This window comes from Sulfitobacter sp. R18_1, assembly GCF_017743915.1.
GTDB classification, from domain to species: domain Bacteria; phylum Pseudomonadota; class Alphaproteobacteria; order Rhodobacterales; family Rhodobacteraceae; genus Sulfitobacter; species Sulfitobacter faviae.
This window is the reverse complement of record NZ_JAGHRG010000011.1, coordinates 35,510-62,246: the sequence shown is the minus strand read 5'-3', so window position 1 is coordinate 62,246 and position 26,737 is coordinate 35,510. Positions and strand designations below refer to the sequence as shown.

Sequence of the window (26,737 nt, the reverse complement as noted above, 5' to 3'; positions counted from 1 at the left end):
CGCCCACGCGCCGCGTAATTTGATCAAATAATGGATACTACCGGATCAAATTAGGACGCAAGCGAATTTTACGGCGTTGCGCTTGGGGCAGGTGGCGGTTGAGGCGGGAATTGATCAAACCGAAGACGCCAATGATGCAGAGCGTCAGAAGGATGAAATAACCGGCAAGAATGGGATAGGGGACGAAGGGGTTGAAGGTCTTATCCGCGAAATAGCTGGCGTAATAAAGCGCGTCGCCGCGCTGCTGCCATGCCGGGAAACCGCTGAAAAACACCAGTGTCGTGGCGTGAAACAGGAAAATCGCCTCATTCGTATAGGCGGGCCAAGCGAGCCGCAGCGAGGTGGGCCAGATCACCCGGCGAAAGCGCGACCAACCCGACAGACCATAGGCATCCGCGGCCTCCACATCGCCCTTGGGGATGGATTGCAGCGCGCCGTAAAAAATTTCGCCCGAATATGCGGCAGTGTTAAGAAAGAGCACGATCAACGCGCCCAGCCATGCCGCGGTGAAGGGGGCGAAGAAGGCGTATTCGGATTTCAGCGACAGAAACAGGAAGTAGCCAAAGAAGAACTGGATGAAGAGCGGCGAGCCGCGGAAGAGGAAGATGAACCACTCCGCCGGTTTGCGGAACCACGGGTTCGCGCTGGCCTTGCCGACGCCAAGCGCCGTGGCAAAGAAAAAACCGGTCAGCAGGGCGACGACGCCGAAATAGACGTTCCAGATCATGCCCGAGCCAATGAGCGTGAACTGCTCGCAGAGCGTGAAACCGTCGCGCGGCAGCAGCCGCTCGCCATAGCCCAAGGACCGCAGGCCATAGTCCTGAATCGTTTGCAGACAGCTCATGCGCCGGCCCTCCGCTGGGCTTCGCCGCCGGTGGTGGCTTGGCCGCGTGTCAGTCGTTTCATCAGACGGTCCAACGTGATCTCGGAAATGCGGGTGAAGAGCAGGTAGAACACCAGCAGCGCGAGGAAGTACCACATGCGCCAGTCAGGGTGCGGGTAATCGGTAAAGCGCGGGGTCTTGGTGCCGCCGAGCTCGCGCGCCCAATAGACGATGTCTTCGACGCCCAGCAAAAACAGCAGCGGCGTGGCCTTGATCAGCACCATCCACAGGTTGCTGAGGCCGGGCAGGGCATAGACCCACATCTGCGGCACCAGCACCCGCCAGAAGGTCTGGCGGTGGGTCATGCCATAGGCTTCGGCGGTTTCGAGTTGCGGGCGCGGCACGGCGCGCATGGCCCCGAAAAGCACATTGGCCGCGAAAGCCCCGAAAACGATGGCAAAGGTAAAGACCGCAAGGCCGAAGCCATAGGTCTCATGCACCCATTGGGCGGCATTGCCCAGGGGCATCTTGGCCTCTTGGCAGACGACGAAGTCGCTGCCTTGGCGGATCGGCATATCCCAATCGGGGCAGAGCACCTTGTGGCGCAGGTACTCGATGCCCTGATCCAAGGCGATCACGAAAAACAGGAAGAAGGCGATATCCGGCACACCGCGCACCAGCGCGATATAGCCCTTGCCGACCCAACTGAGCGGCGCGAAACGCGCGCGTGCCATCATGGCTCCGCCAAAGCCGAAGGCCAGCGCCACGGGGGCGGTGACTGCCAAAAGCAGCAGAACCTTCAGGAAGGACAGGTAGAAGGACATATGGACGCCAGTGGTCAGGTAACAGGCGGTCCAGAGCCAGTCATTCAGGGTCGACGGATCGGTGCAGAAAGAGAACATGGGCCCCCGTGGGCTGATCTGCGCGCGGGGCCCGCGCAGGCGTGGTCAGGCGCGCCGCGACGGGCGCGCCTGAGATGGAATCACTCGTAGGTGGTGGTGTCTTCGCCGAACCACTTCTTGAGCATCTCGTTGAGCGAGCCGTCTTCCTTCATCTCGGTGATGACGGCGTCAAAGGTGTCGCGCAGCTCGGTGTCGGACTGGCGCAGGCCCATGCCGATGCCACCGCCGAGCGGCACATCGTCGCCCACGAACATCAGCTCACCGCCGGATTCCTCGACGATCGGCACGAGGTAGTCCTTGTCGGCGAAGACCGCGTCGGCCTCACCGTTGCGCACGGCGGCGACGGTCTCTTCCGGGGTTGCGAATTCGATCAGCGTGGCGCCGCTTTCGGCAACATAGCCCGCCTGAATGGTCGCGGTCTGACCGGCGACAACGCCGCCTTCGAGGTCCGCGTCCTCAGAAGCCGCGACATAGGCCGAGGCGGTGGGCGGATAGTAGTTCTGCGTGAAGGCGATGACTTCCTTACGCTCGTCGGTGATGCTCATGCCCGCCATGATGGTGTCGTAGTTGCCCGACACGAGGTTGGGGATGATGCTGTCCCAGTCGTTCTTGACCCATTCGCAGGTCAGCTCAGCGCGCTCGCACAGCTCGTCGCCCAGCTCACGCTCGAACCCGTCGACTTCGCCGGCGTCGTTGATGAAGTTGTAGGGGGGGTAGGCGCCCTCGGTGCCCATGCGGATGGTTTTGCCATGGGCTTCGGCCATCGCGAAGCCAGCGGTCATGCTGAGCGCGACGCTTGCCAGTAGGATCTTTTTCATTTGGTAACTCCCTTTGGTTCTTGTTTACGCAGGCTGGGTTGCCGAAAGGAACCCACGCAGACGTTCCGATTTGGGCGCGCCGAAGACCTCTTCGGGCGTCCCTTGTTCTTCGATCAGCCCTTGATGCAAAAAGACGACATGATCGCTGACATCGGCGGCCAGTTTCATGTCGTGGGTCACGATCACCATCGTGCGCCCCTCTGCGGCCAGATCCTTGATAACCTTGACGACCTCCTGCTCCAACTCGGGGTCGAGCGCGCTGGTGGGCTCATCAAAGAGCAGCGCCTCGGGCTCCATGCAGAGCGCGCGGGCGATGGCGGCGCGCTGTTGCTGCCCGCCGGAGAGTTGGGCGGGATAGACATCGCATTTGTCGCCGATGCCGACCTTTTCCAGATAGCCGCGCGCGGCGCGCTCCACCTCCGCCCGGTCGCGGCCCAACACGGTCAGCGGCGCTTCCATCACGTTTTGCAGGATCGACATATGCGCCCAGAGATTGAACTGCTGGAAGACCATCGACAGGTTGGTGCGGATGCGCAGCACCTGTTTGGCGTCCGCCGGGCAGCGCTGGTGGCCGTCGCCCTTCCACCGCACCGGTTCGCCCTTAAAGATCACCTCGCCCTGTTGGCTGTCTTCGAGCAGGTTGCAGCAGCGCAGCAGCGTCGATTTGCCCGAGCCGGACGACCCGATGAGCGAGATCACATGGCCACGCGGGGCGGTCAGATCGACCCCCTTGAGAACCTCCAGCGCGCCATAGGCCTTGTGGAGGTTCTTGATCTGGATAACCGGGGTGTCTGTGGTCACGGAAACTGTCGCCAATCTGTCATTTCAGTGCGCTATAAAGCGACGAATCGACGGAAATTGCAACGCAGAGTTTGCCCCGCGTTGCATCACAGTCCCGGTGCTGACGCTAGGTCAGTTTTCTTTGGCAACACGCTGGCGGGCCATGGCGCTGTCGGTATCGGTGACGCCCAATAGGTTCGACACCAGCCGCAGCAGCGCGTCTTCTTCGTCGGAACGGCTGCCGTCGGCCAGAACCACCTGCCAAAGTGCCTCGATGACCTCCAGCCGGTGCTCATAGGGCACCGCATCCTTGATCGCGCGGGTAAAGCGCACGGTGTCGGGGGCTTGGGCCTCCAGCGCCTCGGCCTCTTTACGCAGGGCGGTGGCGTCGGCCTCGTTCAGGCCGTAGCGCTCGGCGGCGATCCGGTCGATCAGGCGCCGCTCGCTCATTGCGTAGTCATTGTCGGACCGGGCGATGCGCACCAAAAGCGCGGTGAGCGCGAGGCGGGCGTCATTATCGGCCAATGGATCGGGTTCGGGCTGGGTCAGCCGTTTGAGAAAGTCACCAAACATATATGCGTCATCATCCTGCTGCGGGAAAAGGGAATGTCATAGCGTGTTCAAAGCGTTAGCGCGGGCTGCGGCCATATCCTCATCCGACAGGCCAAGGGCGGTTTCGATGGCGACAAGCTGAATTTCCTCGTCATCGTTGCGCGCCCCGTCCGAAAGGGCCACCTGCCACATCGCTTCGCCCAATGCCTTGCGGTCGGCATAGTCGACCTCTTCGCGCAGGATGCGGGTGAACTCCGGCGTACCGGGGGCGTCGCGCTCAAGCGCTTCGCAAGTGGCACGCAGTTTCGCCGCCTCAATGGGTTTGAGGCCGAAGGTCTGCGCCAGAATGCGGTCGATCTGGCCAATCTCAGAGGCGCGGTAGTTGCGATCGGCAAAGGCCACACGCACCAAAAGCGCGCCCAGTGCCAGTTGGGCATTGGGCTGCGGCAAAGGTTTCGGCTGTGCCTTGCGGCGGGGGAACAGTCGGTTCAGCATGGGGCTCACTTATCGCAGGAAACAGGGTCGCCATAGAGGAAACTGCGCATCGGGGGCGCAGGTTCCTGCAAGGGGCCACATGGGCTTAGCCGTCATAGCCTTCGACGATCACCAAAGACCCGTCCGCCACGTTCAGGCGAATGTCTTTCGCCCGTTGGTAGCCGGGGCTTTCGTAACAGGCGACCGCATCGGCGTAGCTGTCGAATTCCAAAACAACGGTGCGGGCGCGCATCTGTCCTTCCCGGATCTGCTGGGTGCCGCCGCGGACAAGGAAGCGCGCGCCGTAATCCGCAAAGGGTTTAGCATTGGCAGCACGGTATTTGTCGTAAATCGCAGTGTCGTGGATATCCATGGTGGCGATCCAATAGCCCTTTGGCATTTGTTATCTCTCCTGTTGGGTCAAGGTGGCGAAACGGGCGGTGAGGTTCTGTGCCTCATTGTCGAGCCCGTAGGGGGGATTGATCACGAACATGCCCGAGCCGACCATACCATGCCCGGGCCGCGCGGGCGGAAAGCGCACTTCATGGCGCAGCGCATCGGGGTGGTTGGCGGTGAGCTTGTCGAGCATCGGCTCATGCGCGCGATTGGTCAGGATTGGATACCACAGGGCGATGATGCCCACGTTCCAAGCGCGGTTGAGTTTGGCGATCTGGCGGGGAATGGTCTCGTAATCGGTTTTGATCTCGTAAGAGGGGTCGATCAGCAGCATCCCCCGGCGCGGTGTGGGCGGGGTCAGGGCAAAGGCCATCTCGAACCCGTCGCTGAGGTGGCATTTCGCCGGATAGGGCGACATCGCTAGATCAAGGGCGCTGTGCTCTTGCGGGTGCAACTCGGCCAAATGGATGCGGTCATCGGGGCGCAGCAGTTTCGCGGCCAACAGGGGAGAGCCGGGGTAGGCACGGGGGCCGTGGGCCTCGCGCAGCGCTTCCAGAACCTGCCTGTAAGGGTGATCGGCAGCGAACCAATCGCGCACCTTGTCGATGCCCTGCCGCGCTTCGCCAGTCTTTTCCGCCGCCGCATCAGACAGGTCATAAAGCGCCCGTCCGGCATGGGTTTCCAGATAGGTGAGCGGTTTGTCCTTGCGGGTAAGATAGGACAGCATCCACGCCAAAAGCGCATGTTTCTGCACGTCTGCAAGGTTTCCGGCGTGGTAGATGTGTTGATAGCTCAGCATGGCCTAGCTGTAGCGGAGTGGTTGGCGGGTGCAACGCGAAAGAGCGGAGAGGGCCGTTGCCTGGCCCGTCGCACCGCAGGTGCGGCGAATGAATGATGGCACGCCTACGGCGTGGCGGGCGGGCAGGCGATGGCCCGGCGCCTACGGCTTGATTCCAGGCCTTGTGATGGCTGCCAGACAGAAAAAAGGCCCGGCGTTTGACGCTCGGGCCTTCGATCTTATACCAACCGCGACACATCCTTCGCGGCGCGCACGAAATCCTTGAAAAGGGGATGCGGATCAAACGGCTTTGACTTCAGCTCAGGGTGGAACTGCACCCCGATGAACCACGGGTGATCCGACCATTCCACGATCTCAGGCAGCTTGCCATCCGGCGACATGCCCGAGAATTTCAGCCCAGCCTTCTCAAGCTGTTCCTTATAGGCGATGTCGACCTCATAACGGTGGCGGTGGCGTTCATCGATCGTGGTGGTGCCATAGGCTTCGGCCACGCGCGAGCCTTCGGCCAGCGTCGCGTCATAGGCGCCCAAACGCATGGTGCCGCCTTTGTCGTCATCGACCTTCCGCGCCACCTTGTGGTTGCCCTGCACCCATTCTTTCAGGTGGTAAACCACCGGCTCGAAACGCTTTTTGCCTGCCTCATGGTCAAACTCTTCCGACCCCGCAGATTTCAGCCCGGCCACGTTTCGCGCGGCTTCGATCACCGCCATCTGCATGCCAAGGCAGATACCGAGGTAGGGGACTTTATGCTCGCGGGCATATTGCGCGGCCTTGATCTTGCCTTCGGTGCCACGCTCGCCAAAGCCGCCGGGGACGAGGATCGCGTGGAAACCTTCAAGATGCGGCGCGGGGTCTTCGCTGTCGAAAATCTCGGCATCGACCCATTCGACCTTGACCTTCACCCGGTTCGCCATGCCGCCATGGGTTAGTGCCTCGGCGATGGATTTATAGGCGTCTTCAAGTTGGGTGTATTTGCCGACGATGGCGACTTTGACTTCTCCCTCGGGGTTGTAAATGCGGTCGGCCACATCTTCCCAACGCGACAGGTTCGGCTTGGGCGCGGGGGTGATCTGGAAGGCATCCAGAACCGCTTGATCCAGCCCCTCGCGATGATAGGCGAGCGGGGCTTCGTAGATCGATTTCAAATCCTGCGCGGCGATCACCGAATCCGGGCGCACGTTGCAGAAGAGCGCCAGCTTCTCACGCTCCTTGGCGGGGATCGGCCCTTCGGAGCGGCAGACCAGAATGTCCGGCGCGATGCCGATGGAGCGCAGTTCTTTGACCGAGTGCTGCGTCGGCTTGGTCTTCAATTCGCCGCTGGCCTTGACGTAGGGCAGCAGCGTGAGGTGCATGAAGATACACTGGCCGCGCGGCTTGTCTTGGCTGAACTGGCGGATCGCCTCAAAGAAGGGCAGCCCTTCGATATCGCCCACGGTGCCGCCGATTTCGCAAAGCATGAAGTCGACCTCATCATCTCCAATGTCGATGAAGTCTTTGATTTCGTTGGTAACGTGAGGGATCACCTGAATGGTCTTGCCCAGATAATCGCCGCGGCGCTCTTTCTCTAGCACGGTGGAGTAAACCCGGCCCGAGCTGATGCTGTCGGTCTTGCGCGCGGCGACGCCGGTGAAACGCTCGTAATGCCCAAGGTCGAGGTCAGTCTCTGCGCCATCATCGGTGACGAAGACTTCGCCATGCTCGAAGGGCGACATCGTGCCGGGATCGACGTTCAGATAGGGGTCCAGCTTGCGCAGACGCACCGAAAAACCGCGTGCCTGAAGCAAGGCACCCAAAGCCGCCGAGGCCAGACCCTTGCCCAGCGACGAGACCACACCGCCTGTGATGAAGATATAGCGTGCCATGTGATCGGAGACCCCCGTGAATTCAAAGTTTGTTGCAGGCAAAAACCAGCCAAACGCGCTGCGGAAAACCGCAACACCACGGGATTTAAGCCTTACAGGATTCGTGCGTTTGAGGCAAGGCCCGCCGCAACATACAGTTGCGGAACCGGGCCGTGCCTCAAGGTTTTGTGTTCGTTAGCTTAATCGGCCGCAGGGACCAGCGGTGAGTTGCCATCCGCGGAAGGCGGCAGCAGATCGTCGCCGGCGGGCAGGGCCGGGCTGCCATCTTGGCTCTGGGCGGGCGGTGTCGCGCTCAGCCGGTCGATGACCGACGAGCCTGCGGATTTTTCGGCCGCGATGATGGTCAGCGTGATCGACGTGGCGATGAAACCGGCCGCAAGCGCCCAAGTCACCTTGCCCAATGCCGTGGCCGCCGCGCGGCCCGAAACGGCACCGCCGCCACCACCACCCATGCCAAGGCCACCGCCCTCGGACCGTTGCAGAAGTACCACGGCGATCAGGCCAAGAGCCAGAATCAGGTGAATGATCAGAACGACATTTTCCATGGGTACGACAGCTTTCGGTTTTGGTTGGCGGGTATCTATTCGTCTTTGCCCATGGGGGCAAGGGTGGATTGCCGCCGGGTGATGATCGGATCGGGAGGGGGCGGCCTAAGGGATCAAAGGCACGCGCAAAGACCGCCGCATGGGGGCGACGGTCTTTTGAAGCAGTACTCAACCACAATATGTAAGAGGGCTATCCTGGAATTAAGGTGGTGCAGACTCGCTTCGTACATTCACTATAGCATGAAATGCGGGCAAATTCGCCCATATTCTTTGCAGAGAAATGAAGGGATTGCCCGTGATCGGCGATGGACAGCCGAGTGCCGCTGGGGCAGTCTGCCGCCATGCCACATGATCATTCGGACCACGACCACCCCCATGCCCTGCTGCCGCCCGAGCCTGCGCTCAGGGTCAAGGCGTTGGAGACGCTGCTGACGGCCAAGGGGCTGATTGACCCCGCCGCCTTGGATGAGATCATCGACACCTATGAGAACCGCATCGGCCCGCGCAACGGGGCCGAGGTCGTTGCCCGCGCGTGGAGCGATCCTGATTTTCGCGCGGCGCTGCTCAAGGATGCGACCGCCGTGGTGGCCGAGATGGGTTTCTTCGGGCGGCAGGGCGAACATATGGTTGCGGTCGAGAATACGGATGAGGTGCATAACATCGTCGTCTGCACGCTGTGCTCCTGCTACCCTTGGCCGCTTCTGGGCATTCCGCCGGGTTGGTATAAATCCGACGCCTACCGCGCCCGCGTGGTGCGCGAACCGCGCAAGGTGCTGGCGGAATTCGGGGTCGAACTGCCCGCAGACACCGCCGTTCGGGTCTGGGATTCAACGGCAGAGGTGCGCTATCTCGTAATCCCGCAGCGCCCTGCGGGGAGCGAGGGCATGGATGTCGCGGCGCTGGCCGATCTTGTCACCCGCGACAGTATGATCGGCACCGGATTGGCCAAAGCGCCATGACCCGCGTGCATGATATGGGCGGGCGCTTCGGCGATGGCCCGGTGACGCCCGAGGGCGAAGACGTGATCTTTCACGCCGAGTGGCACCGCCGCGCGCTGGCGCTGACCTTGGCCACCGGCACCTTGGGTAAATGGAACATCGACGTGTCGCGCCATGCCCGTGAATGTCTCGCCCCCACCGATTACATGCGGTTCAGCTATTATGAGAAGTGGCTCGCCGGGGTGGCCGATATGTTGGTCGCCCGCGGGGTGGTCAGCCGTGAGGAACTGGCGGGCAAGGCCGATCCTGCGCCCAGCCCGCTGGCGGAAAAGGCGATGAAAGCGCCGCAGGTGGCCGGGGTGCTGGCCCGTGGCGGCCCGGCGGATCGTCCCTCAGGCATCGCAGCGATCTTTGCGCCCGGCGATGCGGTCGTCACCCGCAAGCAGCCTGAAAACACCATTGTTCCCGGTGGGCACACTCGGTTGCCCGCCTATGCCGCGGGCGCGAAGGGCCGGGTGCTGCGGCTGCATGGCGCGCATGTCTTGCCCGACAGCAACGCCCATGATCTGGGCGAAGCCCCTGAGCCGCTTTATGCCGTAGCCTTTCCGGCCTCTGAGCTATGGGCGCATCCCGAACACCCCCGCGATGAGGTCGTGCTCGACCTGTGGCAAAGCTATCTGGAAACTCCATGACCGCCCCGGAACCCGTCTTTGAGGCGCCATGGCACGCGCAGCTCTTCGCGCTGACGGTGCATCTGAACGAAAGCGGCCTTTTTGATTGGCCCTTTTGGGCCGACCGCTTTGGCGCGACTTTGGCACGGCATGGGCTGAGGCGAGAGTTGAACGGCGGAGAGGACTACTTCAACGCTTGGCTGGAAACCCTCGAAACCCTGCTGATCGACGCAGGCCATGCCCGCCCCGGTGATCTGCGCAGCCTGCGCGACGGGTGGGAGGCCGCCTATCTCAGCACCCCGCATGGCGATCCGGTGCATCTGAAGGCGGGGCCGAGCGTCTAAATCCCTTCCCGCGTTTTTTCGAGTTTCACACGCCTGCCACTGTCGCTATACGGGCGCGGGACATCGCAAAGGAATATATCATGGCCAATGTCGTCGTTGTCGGCGCCCAATGGGGTGACGAGGGAAAAGGCAAGATCGTTGACTGGCTCAGCGAACGCGCCGATGTGATCGCGCGCTTTCAAGGCGGGCATAACGCGGGCCACACTCTGGTCATCGACGGCAAGGTCTACAAGCTGCACGCGCTGCCTTCGGGCGTGGTGCGCGGTGGCAAGCTGTCTGTCATCGGCAACGGCGTGGTGCTGGACCCGTGGCACCTGCTGAAAGAGATCGAAACGATCGAAGGGCAGGGTGTTGAGATCAACCCCGAGAACCTGATGATCGCGGAGAACACGCCGCTGATCCTGCCGTTCCACGGCGAACTTGACCGCGCCCGCGAAGAAGCGGCCAGCAAGGGCACCAAGATTGGCACTACTGGCCGCGGCATCGGGCCGTGCTACGAGGACAAAGTGGGCCGCCGCGCCATCCGCGTTGCCGATCTGGCGGACCCCGCGACATTGGAAGCCCGGGTTGACCGTGCGCTGCAGCACCACGACCCGCTGCGCAAGGGCTTGGGCGTTGAAGCCATTGACCGCGATGCGCTGATTGCACAACTGCAAGAAATCGCTCCGAAAATTCTGCCTTTCGCCGCACCCGTTTGGAAAGTGCTGGCCGAAAAGCGCAAAGCGGGCAAGCGCATCCTCTTTGAAGGGGCGCAGGGCGCGCTTTTGGACATCGACTTTGGCACCTATCCCTTTGTCACGTCGTCGAACGTGATCGCAGGGCAGGCAGCGACCGGCGTGGGCCTTGGCCCCACCGCCATCGACTATGTGTTGGGCATCGTCAAAGCCTATACCACCCGCGTCGGCGAAGGCCCGTTCCCGACCGAGTTGGAAGATGCCGACGGCCAGCGTTTGGGTGAGCGGGGCCATGAGTTCGGCACCACCACCGGGCGCAAGCGCCGCTGCGGCTGGTTCGACGCGGCCCTGCTGCGCCAGACCTGCGCCACCTCGGGCATCACCGGCATCTGCCTGACCAAGCTTGACGTGCTCGACGGCTTCGAGACGCTGAAGGTCTGCGTCGGCTATGATCTGGACGGTGAGCGGCTCGACTATCTGCCAACCGCCGCCGAGCAGCAGGCGCGTTGCGTGCCGATCTACGAAGAACTGCCGGGCTGGTCCGAATCGACCGAAGGCGCGCGCAGCTGGGCCGACCTGCCTGCCAATGCGATCAAATATGTGCGCCGGGTCGAAGAGTTGATCCAATGCCCCGTCGCGCTGGTCTCGACCTCGCCAGAGCGGGAGGACACCATTCTGGTGACCGACCCTTTCGCGGACTGATCTGATGGCGCTGAGCTACAAAGCACGTCGCCGTTGGGCGCTGGTGATCCTGCTGATCGGGCTGCCGAGCTATATCGCGGTGGCGGTCTGGACGGTGGCCCAATTCGAACGCCCGCCGGTGCTGCTTGAGCTTGGCATCTATGTCGCCCTTGGCATCGTCTGGGCGCTGCCGTTCAAATTTGTCTTTAAAGGCATCGGACAGGCGGACCCGGACGCGGACGACGACCAGTAACACGCAATAAAAAAGCGCCCCGCGGGCACGCCCCTCTGATAAATGTTGTTAAGGCATCATGCCGGCACTAAGGTGCCGGCATATTTCGTTCGCCTACAGCATTTTACGGGGGTGATGTGTGACCGATGCCGCCGATGATGCTCCGAAGAAATCTTCGGCAGGTCGACCTCGCCGACTTCCTCGAACTCCGGGCGGATTTTCAGTCAACTTTTGTCGAAACCCCCATTGCGAACTTTATGGCGTTCAACCTGATCCATTTGGCGTTCGGGGCCGCGGCAAAGTCCTTTCCGGGCGGGTCACTGGCAAAGGCGAGGAACGCTCATACCGCTGTCCTACTTGCGAGAAGTACCACTCATTAAAGGCCAATCCTGGCATTCTTGAGGAATATGCTCGCATCAGTCGCATGTATAGGAAAAAGTTTTTCCCAAGCTGTGTGACCCCCGACTGCGTAAACAAGGGACTGCCTCAGCATCTTGCGCCCAAAGCCTATATCTCCTTCGGCAAGACAGCGGCGGGCGATCCTAGATACCAATGCAAAGCTTGCCGCAAAACGTTCTCAGTGGGTAACCCAACGCGACGGCACAAGAAGACCCATGAGACGGGCAATATCCTCCGAAACCTTGTAAACAAGGTGCCGCTAAGCCGTATGTGCGAAATCAACGGCGTGAATTTCGAGTACATCTATTCGAAGATCAACTTCATTGAGCAGCAATGCCTGAAGCTCGGCAACCGCCGCGAAGAAGAGCTAAAGCACTGTTTTGCAGGGAAGCGCCCGTTTTTCGCGACGGACGCACAGGTCATTCATGTGAACTGGCAGGCGAAAACACGGCGAGGTTCGGTCCCGTTGATCCACTCCAGTACGGTCCATCAGGGAACTCAGTACGTTATGGCGTCTACGGTCGATTACGACCCAGAGACCGATCCTGTAGCGATCGACGATTGGATGGAGGAAAGCGGGGACTTCGATCTTCCTCGATCCATGCGCCAACAATCGCGAGTATGGTCACATCGCGAATACAGCATGACGGCCATGAAGCTGAACCGTGAGATCTTCGCAAAAGACGACCTAATGGTAGGCGGCGACCTCAAGCTTCCAGGCGTAGGTTCGAGAGTTCGCACGGATATGGCAGTCTACGCACACCTCATGCACGTCAAAAAGCTGCTCGGAAACGACTACATGCATGCCACCTACTGCTTGGATGCCGACAGCGGGCTTACCGCAGCAGCCTCCGCCATCATGTCGAATGAGATTGATAATCATCGCGTCGATCTGGCCCAGATTTCCTTCCAGAAGGAGATGACCAGCGATCAGAAAGCATCACTGCAGCGGCAGGGTAGCGCAAAGCTTCGACATCTTCTGGATGAGTACGCCGTTGAAGTGGCGCTCGTTCTTAACCGGCATCCGAACCTGACGAACATGGAAGCCTTGGTTACGGTCCTCCTTGAACAACTGGAGGATACCCTGGATTCAGAAGAGCGGGGGCAACGTCTGATGGAAGATGGTATGCCCTGGCCATTCCACACTCAAGGCGAACCCAAAAAGGTCATTCGCCTTTGGACTGATACCGGCCAACATCGTCGCGTGGATCTCGCCCGCATCCTATGCAGGGCATCTATCCACCCTGTAGATGCCTACTTCTCTGTAGTGAGGCGCCGGGTCAGCGCATTCGACCGTGGAATGCAAACCGGATCAAACAAGCGCCGCACGTGGTATGCCTACGCCTATTATGATCCGCAGATGGTGGTGAAGATGTTGAACATCCTGCGCTTCTATTACAACTTCATGGTGCCGGGCGCAGACAAGAAGACCCCCGCGATGCGTTTAGGGCTGGCAAAAGGTCTCGTATATGAACGAGACCTCTTTTCGTTGGTTTGACTAAAGAAACCTAAACTTCATGTTATGAAGAGGTCATCGTGATCCTATCGATCTGCTCACAGACTAGGGCTTGATACGCTTCGAATGCATCATAGCATTTCTCGCATTCGCCTTGAAGGAGGTCTGCGATAGGAGCCAATCCGAGTGGCTCGCTTCCTCCATACGCATAATCGTAAATGCGACCATCGAGCTCGACGTTCCGTTTTACAGTGCCCGATTGCCCAATCAGAAGCTGGACGGAAAAGCCATGATTGTACGTATTGCGGAAATCGTCCGATTCACTCTTAAACACAGAACCGGCGATGGCTTCGATTTTTAGTTTAGCCTTCCGGTACCTCTTCCAAGGTTTGCCATAGGGCTCGATGTCATTAAGATAAAGATTCCTCTCCGGAAAGTCATCAACCCAGTCCGAGCCATCCTTCACCCTATTCGCTTGATGAGACAGGTGGCCCACGGAATAAGCAAACCGAGATTTGATCGCATAAGGCTGCCCAAGAGAAACTGTACCCAGGGTTTTGATGAACTCATGGTTCGCGTTCATCTTCTCCTGATTGTTCATGTTCTTGGTGACTTCGTGCCAAGCGCGCAATCGTAAGACATTATTTGTCAGATCATTGATCATATTCGAGATTTCTTGAGCATGCTCTTTAAGCATCTCGCCATAAGGCATCGATACGATATTCATCGGTTTTGGTAGAGTATACCAACGATAGGGCATATATTTCCCTTGCCTTGGCAGCCTATCAAACTCTTGCCGAAATTCAGTGTAAAGTTCGATCAAGCTCTTCGAGCTATCACTCATTGCGGCCGTATCATCAGTTTCCGCTGTCACGACAGTCACTGTCCCAGCTCAATCTGCCCGCCCTGTTTCAGCAGATCGTAGATCACCGGATTGAGCAGTCCCAAGCCCTGCTTGTCAGCCTTCAAGAGGAGGGCAGCCAGGGCGCCATGCGAAGACATAGCACGAGCAACCGCGGCTTCGATTGTTCCCGGCAGGTTCCCCTTCAAGGCATCCTCTTTCGAGTTCTTGTTGACCTGGGCCATGACTACAGGGTTCTCACGAGCGATAGTGGCAATCTGATTGACGAAGCTGACCTGGTCGCTCAAAGGGGTTGCCTCCCCAAAAATGCCATTCAGCTTATTGATGATGTCCTGAATATAGACAGGCACCGCACCGGGCGCTGGTGATCCACCCGCCCCAACAGGCTTGAGCACTTCATCCTCAGCATTACCCTCGTCATCGCCACCAGCCTCATCGGCCGGAAGAGCCTTGATGTCGTATCCCGTCAACGTAATACCGCGCAGATCTACGTTCTCTGGGGGAACACCGCTCAGGCGGTTCTCCAACAGCTTGGCGAACGCCGCAAAGTTCTCGAGGTCCGGATCCCCCAGGTCGATGAGCTGAGCGATATAAGAATAAGTCCGTGCGATACGTGCGAGACCAGCCTTGAACTCCGTCATCTGGCCAATCGCCTCAGCAACCTGCCTGCGTTCGTGGTCGGCCTTCTTCATTCCGTCATCATTGCCTGCAAGGCGGGCGTGCTCGTATGCATCGTCCGCATCCTGGGCCACACCCCGCAAACTCTTCAGTCGCATATTGTAAGCGTCTGTAGGTTCTTGTGTGGCGGCAAACATCGCCTTGTGCTCTGTGTCACCCTTCGCCTTGAAGGCTGCAGCTGTTTGATGGCGTGCGATCCGAAACTGGTTTACATGCGTATCGTCATAGACCCCCTGTTCGTCGAGCTTGTCCTTCATGTCGTAGATGACATTCAGGTCTTGAACCTGCTCTATCTTCGCACCGCTATCATACTGCGCGAAGGCAGCCTGAACGGACCCCGGATCGTTGATGAAATCGATGATGAATACCTGATCTTTGCCCGGGAAAGTTCGGTTCAGGCGCGAAAGCGTTTGAACGATCTCCACGGCATTGGCGATCTTCTTGTCGATATACATCGCCACCAGCTTGGGCTGATCAAAACCCGTCTGAAATTTGTTCGCCACCAACATGACCCGATATTCGGGGCGGTCGAAGGCGGTGCGCAGATCTTGGCCGCCAACTCCGGGGTTCATGTTGCTTTCAGAGAACTCCGCATTTTCATCGACGCTGAAGATATCGTCATCCAACAAATCGTCATCAGGATGCGCTACTTCTTTCCCTGTCAGCTTGCCAGAGAAGGCCACCAGTGCCCTGATCTCTTTATAGGCAGGGTTGGCCTCAATAAACGCGTCAAAGGCCTTCTTGTAGCGCACAGCGGATGCACGGGAGCTTGTAACGACCATGGCCTTGGCCTTGCCGTCGAGACGATGCGCCACATTCTTAGAAAAGTGCTCCATGATGAACTGCACTTTTTGCGTCACGTTCGTCGGGTGCAGGGACATCCAGGCGGCGAGTGCGCGCTTCGCGGCTTTGCCGTCCACGCGTTTCTCGTCCACCATTTCCTTGCCGAGATTGAAGGCAGTTTTGTAGGGAACATAGCCCCGCAAGACGTCCAGAATGAACCCTTCGTCGATTGCCTGTCTCATCTCGTATTTGTGGAATGAAACCGGCAGGTTGTCGTCAGACGCGGGCTCGGTCGGATCGGCCGGCCGTCCAAATAGCATCATTGTGGAATGCTTCGGCGTAGCCGTGAACGCAAAGTGCGATACATTCGAAGGACGTTTGCGCGACTTTTGGACCTCGAGCAAAATGTCTTCGATTGTCATGCCTGCCATGTCCTTCTTCGAGGACATGGCCAAGGTTGCCTGAAGCTTTGATGCTGTATTGCCGGTTTGCGAGGTGTGTGCCTCATCAATGATCACGGCGAAGTTCTTATCTTTCAGTGAACTATCAGTCAGGATAGCTTCCATCGCATGAGGAAAGGTCTGGATGGTTACAACGATGATCGGTGTGCCCTTGATCAATGCTTCGGTAAGCTGCTCGCTCTTCGATTTAGCGGATTTATCTCGATCAATCGCCGCGATCAGACCTTTCTGATGATCGATCTGTTGAACCGCATCTTGCAACTGCCCGTCCAAAACATTGCGGTCGGTCACGATGATGGCAGCGTCGAAGATAGGCTTCCCATCATCTGTGCGCAGCTTAATCAGGTCGTGTGCTGTCCAGGCAATGGTCGAGGTTTTCCCCGAACCTGCGCTGTGCTCACAGAGGTATGATTGGCCCGGGCCATTCTGTTTGGCATCCGCGATCATCTGGTTCACGGCGTCGAACTGATGATAGCGTGGGAAGATCAACGTCTCTTTGACCGACCAGTTGCCTTTTAGATCGACCACATTCTTCTTCTCTACGTACACGAAACTGTGGAAGACCCGCAGGAACGCATCGGGGCGACAGATCGTCTCCCAAAAATACGCGACGGGATATTCGCCATCCTCGCGGGGCGGATTGCCGCCGTGACCATCGTAACCCTGGTTGAATGGAAGAAAGAATGTGTTCTCGCCCGCGAGCTTCGTGGTCATCCAGATCTGGCTGTCAGACATGGCGAAGTGTACCACCGCGCCTCGCTTGAACGTCAGCAAGGGATGCTTGCGTTTGGAGATCGGGTCCATCGGCTGACGGTCATTGCGGTACTGGTTTTTCGCGTGCTCCACGGATTGGGTGAAGTCAGTTTTCAGCTCGGCCGTCGCCAACGGCAGGCCGTTCAAAAAGAATGCCAGATCGATCGCCAATTCGCGGCCCGGATGGTACTTCAGCTGCGGCACGACCCGGAGGCGATTGGAGGCATAACGATGCAGTACATCAGCGTTGCGCTGATCCTCTGGCGCGGCCTCCGAGAGGTCTAGGTGCCCACAGCCAGCGATGGAAAAGCCACGGCGGAGGACGTGCATCGTGCCGTCTTTCTCCAGTGCGGCATCGAGACGCTTCATCAGAACGTCGCGTGTCTTACTACCATTCGTAGCGGCAAGCTTATCCCATTTTGGACCCTGGGTAGCCTTCAGCCAGGCTTCAAGGTCTTCGGGGTAAAGCGCATAGTCTTGATTGTATCCGCCGCTGTCACCGACCAGCCAACCCTGCGCGGCAAGCTTATCTACGATATAGGCTTCGAGGTGCTTTTCGTGATGTAGGTCGCTCATGCTGCGTTCCTTACGTCAATCTTGCCGGTCACGGCGGCGGTGATCAAGGCCGAGCGCTTCTCTTTGAGAAGCTCGATGCTGCGGTTGGTTGTGGAGATCAGGCCGTCGATCCGGGTGGTCTCGCGGTCGATGTGGGCGAGGATTTCGTCTTGCTCTTCCAGCGAAGGCAGACATACACGCAGGTTCCGGAAGTGATCCCAATATAGCCTCATCCGGAAATCTGCGATACCACGTGAGAACCGACGGATTTCTTCGGATGCCGATTTCGTGTGCAGAATATGCTCGATGAACTTCGTGCGGAACTCTGCGATCGGATGGGCCACGACATAGGCGGGGCTGACTAGCCCATCGACCTGAACTGCGCCAAAGGCACCCTGCCACGCGCGCATCATGTTGTAGACCAGATCACCAGGCGCCACGCCCTGATATTTGGTTCGGTCTTCGCTCAGGGACACCTTGCGGTCGCGCTCTTCATCAGAAAGCTCTCCATCAGTGACACCATCATGGATGGAGACTGACAGCACAGGAAGGCTGGGATCGGGCGCGCGGAAAGCTTCGCGGAAGAGCGCAGCGATACGGCTTACATCCCAATGGGACGGAACCTGACCAATCCATTCCACGCCAGAATCCTTCATTGGCACATCACCATCAATGCCCTTTGTTACCGCATGAGTAATTAGCGCTGCGCATTTTTCTTTTAGAAGCTCGATGAAGCGAACCTTCTTCTTGATTAGCCCATCAATCCGTGCGGTCTCGCGGTCGAGGAAGCTGGCGATTGCGGTTTGTTCACCGAGGGGCGGGTGCGGTATCCGGATATTCTTCATGGAACTGAAATTCGTAGACCAAAGATCAGCAACAAGACCGCTGCCCATACGATAGAACTCTTCTTGAAATGCAGTGCTCCGCAAAAGATGGTGGCAGTATCTGGGGGCAAGCTCCTCGTTTATCTGCAATACCGTATTGATCAGCGATACGGAGCCATCCATCTCGGCGATGCCTGAAGATCCCTTTCTGTCTGACCGGCTGTTGATTACAAAATCACCAGCCTTCACAAGCTTGCGGTTGTCGTTGTCATCCGTTTTGGCCACGTGCTCCATTTGCGGAACGATGCCAGACTTAGTAACTGATAGTGCCGGGTAATCTCTATCGGATACCTTTGAGCTACGCTGCTGGAAAAGCTGACCGATACGGCTAAGATGCCAATGTTCTGGAACTTCTCCAATCCATGGGTATCCAGAGTGTACCCTGCTAGAATACTGAACTTTCATTCTGTCACCTCGGCCAGCATTCCTGCAATCTCGGCTTCAACGTTTTTGAGCTCGGCGTCGATGTCCTCCAGATCCCGCGGCGGCTGGTATTCATAGAAATACCGGTTGAAGTTGATTTCGTACCCAACGATACCAACCCCACCATCAGTCTCGTCGCAGTAGGCCTCATCAATGAAGGCGTCCTCCGCATGGGGGAGCACCTCTGTTGCGAGGTAGTCTTCGACATCGGTGCCAAGCGGAACGTTCTCATAGTCCGTCAGGTCCTCATCAGGGATGACCTGACCTTTCTTGTCGCGCACGATCTCAAGTTCAGGATCTCGGATAGCGAAAGCTGAACGAAATGCCTTGATCAGGCCTACGTCCGCTTTCCCAAGTGCCTCATCGCGTTTTGCGGAGTTTTTGGCGAACCCATCAATCCAATGCCATCCTTCTTCCCGATCCATGTTTTCACGGAACAAGTCCAGCCAGCCAGCCTGCTGTTCAGCTGAGCGCTTCTCCCAGGCCTTCTCATCGGCCAGCGCTGCGATCCCCACTTCGGAGATGACGATCTTCTTGCGCAATGGCCGCAGGACCTTGATGCGACGGTAGCCGAAGTCAGTGCTCTTCAGGATCAAGCTTTCTTTTGTCGAAGCGAACTCGGAGTACATCTGCACGATGTTCCGTGTCTGATCTTCCCCAACGCGGCGGCGTTTATTGCCTTCGTTCTTGCGCATGGACTCGAAAAGCGTGGTTGCATTGATCAGTTGCACCTTGCCTTTACGATGTGCGGGCTTCTTGTTGGACAGGATCCAGATGTAGGTTCCGATGCCTGTGCGGAAGAAAATCTCTGTCGGCAACGCGATGATTGCTTCAACCACATCCTGCTCGAGGAGGTGGCGCCGGATTTCGGATTCCCCTTGACCAGCGTTGCCATTGAAGAGCGGGGAGCCCGAGAGCACGATTGCCGCCCGACCGCCACCTTTGATCGGGTCTTCCATCTTGGATAGAAGGTGCAGCAAGAACAGCATGGAGCCGTCCGAAACGCGGGGCAGCTTGGGACCGAAGCGCCCTTCAAAGCTTTGCTCCTTGTGTTCACGCGCCACTTCAGCTTGGTCCATCTCCCATTTTTTGCCGAAGGGCGGGTTCGAAACGCAGTAGTGGAACTTCTCACCTTTATGCTTGTCAGCCGAAAGGGTGCTGCCGAGCTTGATGTTCTTTGATAGATCGCGGCCTGGGTCGGTCTCGAGCGTTTTCAAAAGCATGCCTGCCAAGCAGACCGCATGGGTCTCAGGCTCCAATTCTTGGCCGTAGGGTACGATGACTGGGGCAATTGAGTACCGGTCTTGCAGGCTGCGCACGTGTTCCATGCCATCCGAAAGGAAGCCACCGGTGCCGCATGTGGGATCGTATAGCGTGCGGATCAGACCCGGATTGTCGATGAAGAGCTGGTCGTCTGGATCAAGAAGCAGTTCGATCGCAAGGTGAACCACATCGCGGGGCGTCATGAAATCTTCCGCGGCCTCGTTTACTTCGGCCCCGAAGCGGCGGATCAGATGCTCGTATACGTTCGACATTTCACGCTCTGGCACTGCGTCCGGGTGGAGGTCGATTGCAGCAAAATTCAGGCAGATCTTGTAGAGAACACCTGCCTTATCCATTCGCGCCAGGGTGTTGGCAAAATCGAACTGCTCAAAGATGACCCGAGCATTGTCAGAGAACTGCGCGATGTAATCTTCGAGGTTCTGACGGGTGCGCGTGGCACCAAGGCTTTGGAGAGAGTAGTTCGACGTATTGTAGAACGGGAAGCCGGTCTGCTGCCGCAGGATCACGTCCATGTCGATATCGGTGTCTTTGAACGTCTTCACGGTCTCTTGAACCCGCTCGCGCGTAGGCTCGAGAACACATTCCAGGCGCCGCAGCAGAGTGAAGGGCAAGATAATCTTACCAAACTCGACGTGTTTGAAGTTTCCCCAAAGGTCGTCGGCATTCTTCCAGATAAAATCTGCTAGGGAAGTTTTTTTTACGTGCGTCTCGCTCAATGTCTTGGCCCTTCTACCGCCGCCCTGCAAGGGCTTTAAATCAATCAGTTTTTTCGTCGAAATGCTTCTTCATCAACTCAAATGCTAAGCGAAATCCATCTACCTGGCTCATCCTATGGCGCACGCAAAGCTCTTTGAACTCCCAACGTTCATCCTCAGTGATCTTCAGGTTTAGATTGGCCAGCTTTTGCTGCTCCTCGGGCATTCCTTCATCCTTCAACTAGACATTAGGCGTCGTTCTTCCATTCTTCAAATCTTTAAAGCAAGAAAAAATGGAAACCTGTTGATATTCGCATTGCATTTGTAGGGTGCGCAGAATGCAAAAAAGACGGGAAGCGCGAACTTCCCGTCTTTTGTTTTTTGGCATCAGAAAGCGCCAACATTTACCGTAGGGGCGTGCCCCGCGGGGCGCTTTTTCGTATCTGCACTATGGCCGGGGCTTAACCCACGGCGCGGTGATCGGGGCGGTAGCCAATCTCATCCGAAACGGTGAACCGCCCGCCTTTGATCTTTTCGATCTTACCTGCGCGCAGCAGTTGACCGAAGGAGCGCAGCCCGTCTTCGCGGGTGAAATCCGGCAGCCCGATTGAGCGGACCTTGCCCATTAGCTGCGGACGGGAGAATTGGTCGCGCCCCTCGACGAAGGACATGTAAGACGCCGCCGCTTCAAGCAGTTCGGGCAGTTTGGTGGCACCCATGTCGGCGGCGAAATCGGCAAAGCTTTCGGCATCGGGGTTGGTTTTGACCGGCTCGACCACGGCCGCCACCCGGCGCGGACGCACAGGGCCAGCGCTGCGCAGCTTGTCGACATCGATGCGCTGTTCGGCCACCAGTTTCAACGGCGCGGAGCGGGCGTCGGCCTTGGGCCGCTCGGTCCGGGCCGAACGGCTCACGGGGCGGCGCGGACGGACCACATCGGCCAAGTCTTCGCGGTAGGCGTCATCCGAGGTCGCGGTGGTGGCGCGGCCACCCATCGCCTCATCGGCTTTCTTTGCGGCGACGGCGGCGCGCAGATGGGCAAAGGCATCGCGGCGCGTGGTGCTTTCGGCCTCGTCCATCTTGCTGTCGGTTTCCGCCATCAGACGCGACATGTCGGGGCCGGTGTCATCGTCGATGGTGGGCAGGCTGTGACGGGCCGCTTGCGCAGGCTCGGCGTGCTCTTCGATCGGTTCCGCTGCGGCTTCAACCTCTGCTGGTTCTGGCTCTGCGGCCTTAACCTCTTCGGGCTCTTCTACCGCAGGTTCGCCCTCAGCAGACGCGGCTTCCGGCTCGGTCATCTCGACCGCGGGGGCGGGCGTTTCCTCGGCCTCTGCCGGGGTGGATGCGCCAAGTTCGGCCTCCAACGCGGCCAGTTCGCGGGCCAGCTCGTCTTCGTCCTCGGGCGACAGCGAAGAGCTGCGCGGTTCCTCGGCTTTAGCAGCGGGTGCCTCTTGCGGTGCCGGGTCAGAGACCTCTTCCAGATCGCCCCGTGCCACGGCCGCTTCGAGATCTGCGCGTTTGACCTTGATCACGCGCCCTTTGCGGGGCAGGTCGGCGGCGTCGATCTCCGGTGCGGCTTCCGATTTTGGTGCGGCTTTAGGTTCCTCTTCGTCCTCTGCGTCGAACAGGCTTTCGTCCGTCTCGGCAACTTCTGCTTCGTCTTCTTCTTCGGCCTCAAGACGGTTGAGGATGTCGGCAAGATCGTCGTCGTCCTCTTCCGTTTCGTCTTGCGCCATCTCTGTGGCTTCATCGGCGTCCAGCGCATCTTCGATGTCGCGACGGGCGGCGTCGATGGCGGCTTGGCTCTCTTCCGGCGCTGCTTGCGTTTCGGCGGTGGCGCGGGCCACGGGTGCGGCTTCTTCCTCGTCATAGCCCGCCGCTTCGTCTTCGTCCTGCTGGGCGACGACGGCGCGGATGCGCTGCAGCTTCGCGGCGATGCTGTCGGCAGGGGCGGCGCTTGCGGCGGGCAGCTCTTCGACGCTGGCCTCCTGCGCTTCGTCCTCAAAATGAGTCTGCGGCTGCGGGCTGGCGGCAAAGAAGGCTTCGGCTTCGCTGGTGTCCTTGGCTTCGGCAGCCGGTGCAGGCTCTGGGGCAGGCGCAGGCTCTTCAGCGGTCTCTGCGATCTGGGGTTCCGGCGTGGTGGGCGCTTCCACCGCGGCGGTGTCGGCGATCTCGGCCTTGAGGGGGGCGGGCGCCTCTTCCTCTACCGGCGCAGGCTGTGCTGCGACGGGGGCTTGCGGCGCTGCGGCCTCGGCCTGAGCCGGCGCGGCGGCGGGGGCCGCCGCAGGGGGCGCTTGGGCCGGAGCTTCGGCGCTTTGGTTCTCCAGCGCACTCAGTACGATCTTGCCTTCCTGCTCACGGGCCTGCACCCGGCGGGAAACTTCGCGCTGCGCGATCCGGGCGAGCATCTCGGCATCGGGTTGCGGTGGTTCGGCACCGAAGTAGCGGTCATCCGAGGCCAGATCGCGGAAATACTCGGCAATGGCCTTCATCGTGCCGAAGGAATCGTCGAAGCCTTCCAGCGTGCACGAAAAAGTGCCATAGGAGACCGTCAAGATTTTGTTGCTGTTCATCATCGGATGCTCGTCCTCTGCGGTGTTGCAGGTATCGTTTACCACGATGTCCAAGACCAAAGCGGCTCGAATCTGTGCCATTCAACGTATGATTTCAAGGCAAGATTAAGGCAGATTTCCAAAAGGGGCATTAATTGACCACTTCAGAGCATATCGTAAGGGAGGAGGGACCAGTCACGCTGCTCGGCGGCGGAGAGGTCTTTGCGGGGGACATTGAAGCGGCGCTGGCGCTGGCCCCGACCTGCGTGGCGGCGGATAGCGGTGCCGCAGTGGCCGTGACGGCGGGGGTGGAACTGGCCGCGGTCATCGGCGATCTGGATTCCGCCCCGGCAGAGGTCTTGGCCCAAATCCCCGCCGCGCGGCGCCACCGCATCGCCGAGCAAGAGAGCACTGATTTCGACAAGGCGCTGACGCGGATCGACGCGCCGCTGGTGCTCGGGGTCGGCTTTACCGGGGCGCGGTTGGATCATCAGTTCGCGGCTTTCAACACGCTCGCCACCCATCCGCATCGGTCCTGCATCCTGTTGGGCGCGCATGAGATCGTGCTACTGGCCCCGCCGCGGATCACGCTGCCGACGGCGGCGGGGGATGTCGTCTCTCTCATGCCTCTGGCCCCGGTGACGGGGCGCAGCCAAGGGTTGGAATGGCCAATCGACGGGCTGGATTTCGCGCCGGGTGGCCGGATCGGCACGTCGAACCGCGCCTTGGGGCCGGTCACGCTTGAGATCGATGGCCCGGATATGCTGCTGATTCTGCCGCGTCGTCTTATGGCGCCACTGGCGGCGCAACTGCTGCGGCCAGAGCACGCGCCGTGGCCCGCTCGCGCATGACGATGTAGAGCCCCGCGCCCACGGTGATCAGAATGCCAAGCCCCGCCAATGGGTTGGGCAAGTCGGAGAAGATCAACAGCCCAAGCAGCGTGGCAAATGGGATCTCCAGATATTGCATCGGCGCCAAGGTTGCCGAGGGGGCAAAGCGCAGGGACCAGGTCATCAAGAGATGCGCCACTGTGCCGAGCACCCCGATGCCGAGCAGGAGGGTCCAGTCGAGCGCATCAGGCTGGATGAGCCGAAGCGGCGCGATCTGTGTCATGGTGCCAAGCGCAAGGAGCGGCAGGATCATCACCACCGCCATGACCCCGCTGACGGCCTGCAGGCTAATCGGATCGGTTTCTTTCGCGATCTGGCGCGTCACCAGCATGAAGAAAGAAAAGACGACCGCCACGACGACGGGCAGCAGCGCAGGCCAGCCCACATCGGCAAAGCTCGGCTGTACGATCAAAAGCGTGCCGAGAAAACCCACGATGCTCGCGCCCAAACGTCTGGGGCCGACCTCTTCGTTCAGGATGAACTTGCCGAGCAGCAGCATGAAAAAGGGCATGACGAATGCGATGGCGACCGCATCGGCGAGGGGCAGGTATTTCAGTGCGGTGAACATCGCCGCGATGCCCGCCATATGCAAAAGGGTGCGTAGAAAGGTCAGCCGTAACACCCGGCCCCGCGTCCGCCAGATGCGCCCAGAGTACCAGACGATGGGGATCAGGATCAGCGCCTGAATGGCAAAGCGGAGCAGCACCACCTGCCCCAAGGGGACCGAAGCGCCCAGTAATTTGGCCACCGCATCGCCCACGGGGGCGACGATGCAGAAGCCCATCATGAGGGCTATTCCGATGAGGGGTCGATCCCGTTGCATTGCGTTACGCTAAGGAAGCTTTGTTGCAAATGCAATCTTTGGTTGAAGTTTGATTGCTGTTGTCTCGTGCTTGTTCTCAGAGGCAGAGGCAGAGGCAGAGGCAGAGGCAGAGGCAGAGGCAGAGGCAGAGGCAGAGGCAGAGGCAGAGGCAGAGGCAGAGGCAGAGGCAGAGGCAGAGGGAGAGGCAAAGGTCCGATCAGCACCCGCTCTTGAAGGCAGTCAACGCTGTGCACCTTCCAGCGGCAGCGAGCCCCACCTATCCGAACCTCAGGCCGCGGGGCGGCTCAGGTTCACCCGGTTCCGGCCATGGGTTTTTGCCGTGTAAAGCGCCCGATCCGCCCGCGCCATCAGGGCTTCGGCTGACAGCGGGTGGCCTTCCTCTTCCACTGGGCCGACGGAAAGACCGATGCTGATGGTCACATGGATCGGCTGGGGCGTGCCGGGAACGACAAAGCCGCGGTTGCCGATATCGGCACAGATGGCCGCCGCCGTCTTCTCTGCATCCGCAAGGCCGGTGCCGGGCATGACGATCAAGAATTCTTCCCCCCCGATCCGGGCCACAAGGTCCATGCCGCGCAGGTTGTTGCGCAGCCGTTCCGCCGTTTGCACTAGAACGGAATCCCCCGCGGCATGGCCGTAACGGTCATTGATGCCTTTGAAGTGATCCAGATCGGCGACCATCACCGAAAAGGGGCGGGCGGTCGCAACGGCATGTTCCGCGATATGGTCTAAATGGGGCAGGGCATAGCGGCGGTTGTGCAGCCCTGTCAGCGGGTCGAAAACGGCGGCCTTCAGCCCCGTTCGCACCGTGTCGCGCAGTTGGTCCGTCATCCGCTTGCGCCGCAAGATCGCATGCAGGCGCAGCGCCATTTCCGCCGGGTTGAAACCTTCGGTCATCAAATCATCCGCCCCCAGATCAAGGGCAGTGGCGGCAAGCGCCGCATCCGAGGCCAGCTGCACCACCAGCAGCCCGGTGTGGCGGGTCTGGGCGTTGGCCCGCAGGGTCGAGATCAGACGCAAGGCTGCGGTGGCAGGCACGGGGTCTTTCGGCAGAACCAAAACGAATGCGTCGGGCGGTCCGTTGGCGGCGGCGGCGCGAATGGCCTCCTCCGGATTGGCGAGGGTGAGGCGCGCGCGCAACTGAGGGCGGAGTTGCTTCGCCCAATTCACGCTTACCGCGCTGTCGGAGTGGATGATCACACAGTGGCTGCGGGCGGTGAATTCCGCCGCAGGCTCCGCCAGCCCGAGCGCGCGGGTCGTATCCTCGCGCATTTCCCATTCGTCTGCCGCATTGCGGGCGCGGATGAGGCTGCGGGTCCGGCCCAACAGCAGCGTGCAATCGAGCGGTTTCAGCAACACATCGCTCGCCCCCGCTTCGAGTGCTGTAAAACGGTCGACGGCCTGATCGCTATTACCGATGGCCAAAACCGGGAGCTGCGCGGTATCGGGAGTGGCTTTGAGCGCGCGACAGAGGTCCGCCGCGCCGCCACCCGGCAATGTCAGCGCGCAGATCACCAGATCCGGCGGGTTTTCCCGCAGGCAGGCCAAAGCCTCTTCCATGTCTTCGGCCTGAACGACGTGATAGTATGCCGCACAAAGCTTGACCTTGAGGGCGATGCGATTGGTCGCGATCGCATCTGCAATAAGGATGGTCCCTTGCACGACAACTCCTTCACCGTACAAATCAGTTTGATGCGAGAGTCTTTGCCCCCTAATGGTTAACAAAGGGTTTCCAACCTTCAGCAAAA

General features: G+C 59.5%; 25 protein-coding genes. 7 read left to right on the top strand and 18 right to left on the bottom strand.

Annotation, left to right across the window (positions count from 1 at the left end; translation table 11 throughout):
- Positions 1 to 37 precede the first annotated feature (37 nt).
- The 10 genes from J7392_RS19420 to secG form a co-directional block, all read right to left on the bottom strand.
- Positions 38 to 844 (bottom strand): ABC transporter permease subunit, encoded by an 807-nt coding sequence (locus tag J7392_RS19420; RefSeq protein WP_209219005.1) that lies wholly within the window; start codon positions 842 to 844, stop codon positions 38 to 40.
- Positions 841 to 1,725 carry an ABC transporter permease subunit gene (locus tag J7392_RS19415; RefSeq protein WP_209219004.1) on the bottom strand — a complete coding sequence of 295 codons (885 nt, stop codon included), beginning with the start codon at positions 1,723 to 1,725 and terminating at the stop codon, positions 841 to 843. Before J7392_RS19415 ends, J7392_RS19420 begins: the two co-directional genes overlap by 4 nt.
- Before the next feature lie 80 nt (positions 1,726 to 1,805).
- Positions 1,806 to 2,543 carry a transporter substrate-binding domain-containing protein gene (locus tag J7392_RS19410; RefSeq protein WP_209219003.1) on the bottom strand — a complete coding sequence of 246 codons (738 nt, stop codon included), beginning with the start codon at positions 2,541 to 2,543 and terminating at the stop codon, positions 1,806 to 1,808.
- A gap of 24 nt (positions 2,544 to 2,567) precedes the next feature.
- A complete protein-coding gene (locus J7392_RS19405; protein ID WP_209219002.1) occupies positions 2,568 to 3,344 on the bottom strand; it encodes an ATP-binding cassette domain-containing protein in 777 nt (258 codons plus the stop codon).
- 111 nt (positions 3,345 to 3,455) lie between these two features.
- Positions 3,456 to 3,896 carry a TerB family tellurite resistance protein gene (locus tag J7392_RS19400; RefSeq protein ID WP_209219001.1) on the bottom strand — a complete coding sequence of 147 codons (441 nt, stop codon included), beginning with the start codon at positions 3,894 to 3,896 and terminating at the stop codon, positions 3,456 to 3,458.
- Positions 3,897 to 3,932: 36 nt separating this feature from the next.
- Positions 3,933 to 4,370, bottom strand: coding sequence for a TerB family tellurite resistance protein (locus J7392_RS19395; RefSeq protein ID WP_209219000.1), 438 nt, complete (start codon positions 4,368 to 4,370; stop codon positions 3,933 to 3,935).
- A gap of 85 nt (positions 4,371 to 4,455) precedes the next feature.
- Positions 4,456 to 4,749, bottom strand: coding sequence for a DUF1330 domain-containing protein (locus J7392_RS19390; protein ID WP_067261008.1), 294 nt, complete (start codon positions 4,747 to 4,749; stop codon positions 4,456 to 4,458).
- Positions 4,750 to 4,752: 3 nt separating this feature from the next.
- Positions 4,753 to 5,544: a 23S rRNA (adenine(2030)-N(6))-methyltransferase RlmJ gene (gene rlmJ / locus J7392_RS19385; RefSeq protein WP_209218999.1), complete on the bottom strand. Its 792-nt coding sequence runs from the start codon at positions 5,542 to 5,544 to the stop codon at positions 4,753 to 4,755.
- A 218-nt stretch (positions 5,545 to 5,762) separates the two neighbouring features.
- Positions 5,763 to 7,406 (bottom strand): CTP synthase, encoded by a 1,644-nt coding sequence (locus J7392_RS19380; protein WP_209218998.1) that lies wholly within the window; start codon positions 7,404 to 7,406, stop codon positions 5,763 to 5,765.
- Positions 7,407 to 7,585: 179 nt separating this feature from the next.
- Entirely contained in the window at positions 7,586 to 7,951 is a 366-nt protein-coding gene (secG, locus tag J7392_RS19375) for a preprotein translocase subunit SecG (protein ID WP_209218997.1), read from the bottom strand.
- Positions 7,952 to 8,292: 341 nt separating this feature from the next.
- On the opposite strand from secG, the gene nthA reads away from it, so the two are divergent.
- The 6 genes from nthA to J7392_RS19345 all read left to right on the top strand — a co-directional run bounded on the left by nthA (position 8,293) and on the right by J7392_RS19345 (position 13,388).
- The gene (gene nthA, locus J7392_RS19370) at positions 8,293 to 8,910 is read left to right on the top strand and encodes a nitrile hydratase subunit alpha (protein WP_209218996.1); all 618 of its coding nucleotides are present in this window, start codon (positions 8,293 to 8,295) and stop codon (positions 8,908 to 8,910) included.
- Positions 8,907 to 9,581, top strand: coding sequence for a nitrile hydratase subunit beta (gene nthB / locus J7392_RS19365; RefSeq protein WP_209218995.1), 675 nt, complete (start codon positions 8,907 to 8,909; stop codon positions 9,579 to 9,581). The genes nthA and nthB overlap by 4 nt, the downstream gene beginning before the upstream one ends.
- Positions 9,578 to 9,904, top strand: coding sequence for a nitrile hydratase accessory protein (locus J7392_RS19360; protein WP_209218994.1), 327 nt, complete (start codon positions 9,578 to 9,580; stop codon positions 9,902 to 9,904). Before nthB ends, J7392_RS19360 begins: the two co-directional genes overlap by 4 nt.
- Before the next feature lie 80 nt (positions 9,905 to 9,984).
- The gene (locus tag J7392_RS19355) at positions 9,985 to 11,280 is read left to right on the top strand and encodes an adenylosuccinate synthase (protein ID WP_067626585.1); all 1,296 of its coding nucleotides are present in this window, start codon (positions 9,985 to 9,987) and stop codon (positions 11,278 to 11,280) included.
- Positions 11,281 to 11,284: 4 nt separating this feature from the next.
- Positions 11,285 to 11,512, top strand: a complete 228-nt coding sequence (locus tag J7392_RS19350) for a DUF2842 domain-containing protein (protein WP_209218993.1) — start codon at positions 11,285 to 11,287, stop codon at positions 11,510 to 11,512.
- Between the two features lie 118 nt (positions 11,513 to 11,630).
- A complete protein-coding gene (locus J7392_RS19345; protein ID WP_209218992.1) occupies positions 11,631 to 13,388 on the top strand; it encodes a hypothetical protein in 1,758 nt (585 codons plus the stop codon).
- 22 nt (positions 13,389 to 13,410) lie between these two features.
- On the opposite strand, the gene J7392_RS19340 is transcribed toward J7392_RS19345, so the two are convergent.
- From J7392_RS19340 to J7392_RS19315, 6 genes are all read right to left on the bottom strand, one after another.
- Positions 13,411 to 14,229 (bottom strand): hypothetical protein, encoded by an 819-nt coding sequence (locus J7392_RS19340; protein ID WP_209218991.1) that lies wholly within the window; start codon positions 14,227 to 14,229, stop codon positions 13,411 to 13,413.
- Entirely contained in the window at positions 14,226 to 17,459 is a 3,234-nt protein-coding gene (locus tag J7392_RS19335) for a DEAD/DEAH box helicase family protein (protein ID WP_209218990.1), read from the bottom strand. Before J7392_RS19335 ends, J7392_RS19340 begins: the two co-directional genes overlap by 4 nt.
- A complete protein-coding gene (locus J7392_RS19330; RefSeq protein WP_209218989.1) occupies positions 17,456 to 18,727 on the bottom strand; it encodes a restriction endonuclease subunit S in 1,272 nt (423 codons plus the stop codon). The genes J7392_RS19335 and J7392_RS19330 overlap by 4 nt, the downstream gene beginning before the upstream one ends.
- Complete coding sequence (locus J7392_RS19325; protein ID WP_209218988.1) at positions 18,724 to 20,745, bottom strand: class I SAM-dependent DNA methyltransferase; 2,022 nt, start codon at positions 20,743 to 20,745, stop codon at positions 18,724 to 18,726. The genes J7392_RS19330 and J7392_RS19325 overlap by 4 nt, the downstream gene beginning before the upstream one ends.
- Positions 20,746 to 20,785: 40 nt before the next feature.
- Complete coding sequence (locus tag J7392_RS19320) at positions 20,786 to 20,950, bottom strand: hypothetical protein (RefSeq protein WP_209218987.1); 165 nt, start codon at positions 20,948 to 20,950, stop codon at positions 20,786 to 20,788.
- A gap of 235 nt (positions 20,951 to 21,185) precedes the next feature.
- Positions 21,186 to 23,378 (bottom strand): hypothetical protein, encoded by a 2,193-nt coding sequence (locus J7392_RS19315; protein ID WP_247744669.1) that lies wholly within the window; start codon positions 23,376 to 23,378, stop codon positions 21,186 to 21,188.
- Between the two features lie 53 nt (positions 23,379 to 23,431).
- Here J7392_RS19315 and J7392_RS19310 point away from each other — a divergent pair, with 53 nt between their 5' ends.
- Positions 23,432 to 24,127, top strand: coding sequence for a thiamine diphosphokinase (locus tag J7392_RS19310; RefSeq protein WP_247744668.1), 696 nt, complete (start codon positions 23,432 to 23,434; stop codon positions 24,125 to 24,127).
- On the opposite strand, the gene J7392_RS19305 is transcribed toward J7392_RS19310, so the two are convergent.
- Both J7392_RS19305 and J7392_RS19300 read right to left on the bottom strand, forming a co-directional pair.
- Positions 24,063 to 24,989, bottom strand: coding sequence for a DMT family transporter (locus tag J7392_RS19305; RefSeq protein WP_209218986.1), 927 nt, complete (start codon positions 24,987 to 24,989; stop codon positions 24,063 to 24,065). The two genes, J7392_RS19310 and J7392_RS19305, sit on opposite strands and share 65 nt — an antisense overlap.
- A gap of 267 nt (positions 24,990 to 25,256) precedes the next feature.
- Positions 25,257 to 26,651 carry a diguanylate cyclase gene (locus J7392_RS19300; protein ID WP_209218985.1) on the bottom strand — a complete coding sequence of 465 codons (1,395 nt, stop codon included), beginning with the start codon at positions 26,649 to 26,651 and terminating at the stop codon, positions 25,257 to 25,259.
- Between the last annotated feature and the right edge of the window lie 86 nt (positions 26,652 to 26,737).

Excerpts from the sequence above, each read along its gene's own strand:
- J7392_RS19420 (WP_209219005.1), bottom strand. The coding sequence starts at position 844 with ATGAGCTGTCTGCAAACGATTCAGGACTATGGCCTGCGGTCCTTGGGC.
- J7392_RS19415 (WP_209219004.1), bottom strand. The coding sequence starts at position 1,725 with ATGTTCTCTTTCTGCACCGATCCGTCGACCCTGAATGACTGGCTCTGG.
- J7392_RS19410 (WP_209219003.1), bottom strand. The coding sequence starts at position 2,543 with ATGAAAAAGATCCTACTGGCAAGCGTCGCGCTCAGCATGACCGCTGGC.
- J7392_RS19400 (WP_209219001.1), bottom strand. The coding sequence starts at position 3,896 with ATGTTTGGTGACTTTCTCAAACGGCTGACCCAGCCCGAACCCGATCCA.
- J7392_RS19395 (WP_209219000.1), bottom strand. The coding sequence starts at position 4,370 with ATGCTGAACCGACTGTTCCCCCGCCGCAAGGCACAGCCGAAACCTTTG.
- J7392_RS19390 (WP_067261008.1), bottom strand. The coding sequence starts at position 4,749 with ATGCCAAAGGGCTATTGGATCGCCACCATGGATATCCACGACACTGCG.
- rlmJ (WP_209218999.1), bottom strand. The coding sequence starts at position 5,544 with ATGCTGAGCTATCAACACATCTACCACGCCGGAAACCTTGCAGACGTG.
- J7392_RS19380 (WP_209218998.1), bottom strand. The coding sequence starts at position 7,406 with ATGGCACGCTATATCTTCATCACAGGCGGTGTGGTCTCGTCGCTGGGC.
- secG (WP_209218997.1), bottom strand. The coding sequence starts at position 7,951 with ATGGAAAATGTCGTTCTGATCATTCACCTGATTCTGGCTCTTGGCCTG.
- nthA (WP_209218996.1), top strand. The coding sequence starts at position 8,293 with ATGCCACATGATCATTCGGACCACGACCACCCCCATGCCCTGCTGCCG.
- nthB (WP_209218995.1), top strand. The coding sequence starts at position 8,907 with ATGACCCGCGTGCATGATATGGGCGGGCGCTTCGGCGATGGCCCGGTG.
- J7392_RS19360 (WP_209218994.1), top strand. The coding sequence starts at position 9,578 with ATGACCGCCCCGGAACCCGTCTTTGAGGCGCCATGGCACGCGCAGCTC.
- J7392_RS19355 (WP_067626585.1), top strand. The coding sequence starts at position 9,985 with ATGGCCAATGTCGTCGTTGTCGGCGCCCAATGGGGTGACGAGGGAAAA.
- J7392_RS19350 (WP_209218993.1), top strand. The coding sequence starts at position 11,285 with ATGGCGCTGAGCTACAAAGCACGTCGCCGTTGGGCGCTGGTGATCCTG.
- J7392_RS19335 (WP_209218990.1), bottom strand. The coding sequence starts at position 17,459 with ATGAGCGACCTACATCACGAAAAGCACCTCGAAGCCTATATCGTAGAT.
- J7392_RS19330 (WP_209218989.1), bottom strand. The coding sequence starts at position 18,727 with ATGAAAGTTCAGTATTCTAGCAGGGTACACTCTGGATACCCATGGATT.
- J7392_RS19320 (WP_209218987.1), bottom strand. The coding sequence starts at position 20,950 with ATGCCCGAGGAGCAGCAAAAGCTGGCCAATCTAAACCTGAAGATCACT.
- J7392_RS19315 (WP_247744669.1), bottom strand. The coding sequence starts at position 23,378 with ATGGCACAGATTCGAGCCGCTTTGGTCTTGGACATCGTGGTAAACGAT.
- J7392_RS19305 (WP_209218986.1), bottom strand. The coding sequence starts at position 24,989 with ATGCAACGGGATCGACCCCTCATCGGAATAGCCCTCATGATGGGCTTC.